Origin of the sequence: Paraconexibacter sp., assembly GCF_041602235.1 — a bacterium.
In the GTDB taxonomy this organism is placed as follows: Bacteria; Actinomycetota; Thermoleophilia; order Solirubrobacterales; family Solirubrobacteraceae; genus Paraconexibacter.
The window spans coordinates 1-2952 of the sequence record NZ_JBFIGP010000378.1 but is presented as its reverse complement, the minus strand read 5'-3'; the positions used below and the strand labels follow the sequence as shown (position 1 = coordinate 2952).

Genomic DNA, 2952 nt, shown 5'->3' with positions numbered 1-2952 from the left:
GCTTTTTGCGCATGAACCTCGTCAAAAGGGGACAAAGACTGTGCTCAGCCCTCCACGTCGTCCTCACCGCTGAGCGACTGCAGGAGCATCACGCCGGTGATCTGGGCGGGCGTTCCGCCGACTTCCCCGTCGCCGAGGTCCTCCAGTTCGGGGTGGAACGTGGCGTGCACGGTGACGTCCTCGCCGCCCGCGTCCTGGAGCACGATGACCGCGCGGCCGGGCAACTCGCCCTCGACGGAGACCTCGGGCCCGGGGCCGCCCTCGACCGCGGCGCGGGCCGCAGTCAGGACGTCGACGGCGAGTTCCTGCCAGTGGTGGAGCGCCTGCTGACGCTCGTCCTCGGTCATGCCGTCGAGGTGGTGGGTGTTGCGCGAGGCGAGGGCACCGACGGCGGCACGCACGGCGGCATCGGAGAACAGGGCGTCTGGATCGAAGGTCACGTCGTGGAGCGTCGCAGAAACGGAGGCGACGTCCCGGACCGGGCGCCGGTCCGCGCGGGTGGCGGCGACGGCGGACGTGGCGGCGACCCCGGGGCCGCCGCCACGCCGCTGCCGCTACGGGATGATCGGGATGGCGACCGGTGTCGGTCCGAACATCGCGGCCCCCGTGCCGATCACGGAGCCGACGGCCAGACACGTCTGCGTCCCGAGCAGCGAGAAGCAGGTCTGATCCTGCGACGCGGTGCCGTGACCGACGAAGTCCAGCTGCGAGTCCGTCTTGGCCCCCGCGGTCGTCAGCGGGAGCCAGATCGGGTTCGCGTCGTCGGGTCCGGGCGCCGTATCGGCGTTCAGCACGCCGACCACGTGCGTACCCGAGAGGTAGCCCTTGCCCTTGACCTGCGTCAGCGGACCCTTGGGAGCGAGCGTCGCCACGAGGCCCGCGGGATCACTCGGCGGCGTCGGCACGCCTGCGGGCATCTCCGGCAGCGGAAGCTCCGCGATCGCGGCCGGCAGCGCGGGCAACGCCGGCAGCGCCCCGATCGCCGGGACGGTCTTCGACCGCGTGATCCGGTACGGCAACGCCGACGGCGCCGTCGGGCTTCCCGACGTCGAGTTGACGGCGATGTGGATGATGAGGCCCGCCCCGACCTCCGGGGTCCCGAGGACACCGGTGCCGGCTCCCACGGGGCTCAGCGACTGCACGGCGTAGGCCTGGGCGAACGCGCACAGGGCCTGTGCGGTCGTCGGGATCGTGGTGGGCGTGCCCAGCTCGAGCGGCAGCGTCGCGTCCACCGGCGTACCGCCGAGCGCGGTGTCGGGGTCCAGCCCGCGATCGGCGAGCTTCTTGCGGATCGCGCCGCACGCGTCGCCGACGTTGGTCAGCACCTCGGTCTTGTCACCGATCGCCGCCAGCGTCAGGAACGCGCCGGTCTTGAGATCGAACAGGCCGCTGATGCGGTAGTTCCCACCCTGGATCGCTGCGAGGGCCAGTCGCTCCTCGCAGAGGTCGGGCGACTCGGTGCACGCAGCCGGCGTCGTCGGCACGCACTGCGTCGGGTCGGCCAGGCACGCGGCCGGGTCGCTCGGCAGCGCCGGGCCCGTGTCCTTCGGCAGCACGACGACCTCGAGGCCGTTCCCCGGCACGACGCCGGTGTCCTTCGCTCCGAGCTGGAGCTGTGCCTCCTTGGGCGCCGTGTTGAAGTAGACCGTGCCCTTGCCGGCCGCATCGGCGAAGCGGTGCTGCCACTTGCGGAGCTCGAACGTGTACTGCGAGAGCGTCACCGGTGGGGCCGCGGCGGAGCAGCTGAAGCTGCCCGTCTTGGTGCGGTTGACCGCCACGCTCTTGACCGTGTAGATCCCGTTCGGAGCGTCCGCCGTCTTCCAGGTCGTGGTCAGCGCGCCCGCCCCGGCGCCGAGGAACGACCCGGTCCTGGTCTGGGAGAAGACCACGTTGCCGGCCGCGTTGGTGACGGAGACCGTCGTGCTCGTGCCCGAGCCGCACGGAGCCGCGACGTTCGCCCCGACCGCTTCGGTGATCACGACATCACCGCGTTGGACCGAGTCGGGTTCCGGTGACGTCAGCGCGGCGTGCGCCGTCGTGGACCCGGACAGCGCGGTCGCAACCGCGATCGACGCCAGCGCGCAGATGCGCGCACGGCGAGAGAAGCCTGCCATGTGTACCCCCGTGGGACTGATGGATGTGGGACTGCGAGGTGCTGCGTGGGACTGCGTAGGACCCGCGCCGGAGCCCCGTCCCCTGCGACGGCCCCCCTCCAGCGCGCGGACGAACGTATCCGCCGGTCCGGCGGAACGCAATCGGCGTGTCCGCGCGGTCGTGGGGCGGCCCGCCGACGGAGTCGCGGCGGCCAACTGAAACACGCTGCGCGATTTTCCCCATTGCGGGGTGACCGCTCCCTAGACTCCGAAGATGGCACGAACCAAGGTCAGCGAGCACCTCGCGCGAGTCCCGCTCTTCTCCGCGTGCTCCAAGAAGGAGCTGGCGACGATCGCCCGGACCACGGAGGAAGTGACCCTCGGTGACGGCCACGTCCTCACGACCCAGGGCGAGACCTCACGGGAGGCGTTCGTGATCGTCTCCGGGAAGGTCGTCGTCAAGCGCAACAACCGCAAGGTCGCGGAACTCGGTCCCGGAGGCATCCTCGGCGAGCTCGGCCTGCTCGACCAGGGTCCGCGCACGGCGACCGCGATCGCCGACGGGGACGTCACCGTCCTGGTCATCGGTCCGCGCGAGTTCGCCACGCTGCTGGACAGCGTCCCGTCGATCAGCCGCAAGCTGCTGAAGGCCCTGGGCGCGATCGTGCGCGATCTGGACAGCAAGGCCTACGGCTGAGGGACGGCGTTCGCGCGCGGCCCCTGCTGAGATCGGCGCGGAGAACGCGTTCGGCCCGCCGGAGCGGGCCGAAGACCTAGTAGCTGGGGGGAGACTCGAACTCCCGACCTCACGATTATGAGTCGTGCGCTCTAGCCAGCTGAGCTACCCAGCCACGGGGCG

At 71.2% G+C, this 2952-nt stretch carries 3 protein-coding genes and 1 tRNA gene; 1 reads left to right on the top strand and 3 read right to left on the bottom strand.

The features are described 5' to 3' along the window. Positions 1-44 precede the first annotated feature (44 nt). Both ABYE80_RS19205 and ABYE80_RS19200 read right to left on the bottom strand, forming a co-directional pair. On the bottom strand, positions 45-440 hold the full coding sequence (locus tag ABYE80_RS19205; RefSeq protein WP_372791920.1) for a hypothetical protein: 396 nt from the start codon (positions 438-440) through the stop codon (positions 45-47). Between the two features lie 114 nt (positions 441-554). Beyond that, the gene (locus ABYE80_RS19200) at positions 555-2114 is read right to left on the bottom strand and encodes a hypothetical protein (protein WP_372791919.1); all 1560 of its coding nucleotides are present in this window, start codon (positions 2112-2114) and stop codon (positions 555-557) included. 253 nt (positions 2115-2367) lie between these two features. Here ABYE80_RS19200 and ABYE80_RS19195 point away from each other — a divergent pair, with 253 nt between their 5' ends. Beyond that, positions 2368-2790 (top strand): Crp/Fnr family transcriptional regulator, encoded by a 423-nt coding sequence (locus ABYE80_RS19195; RefSeq protein WP_372791918.1) that lies wholly within the window; start codon positions 2368-2370, stop codon positions 2788-2790. 80 nt (positions 2791-2870) lie between these two features. On the opposite strand, the gene ABYE80_RS19190 is transcribed toward ABYE80_RS19195, so the two are convergent. Continuing rightward, positions 2871-2944, bottom strand: a tRNA-Met gene (locus ABYE80_RS19190). Between the last annotated feature and the right edge of the window lie 8 nt (positions 2945-2952).

Bases quoted from the DNA above. Each gene is read 5' to 3' on its own strand.
- ABYE80_RS19200 (WP_372791919.1), bottom strand. From the start codon at position 2,114: ATGGCAGGCTTCTCTCGCCGTGCGCGCATCTGCGCGCTGGCGTCGATC.
- ABYE80_RS19195 (WP_372791918.1), top strand. From the start codon at position 2,368: ATGGCACGAACCAAGGTCAGCGAGCACCTCGCGCGAGTCCCGCTCTTC.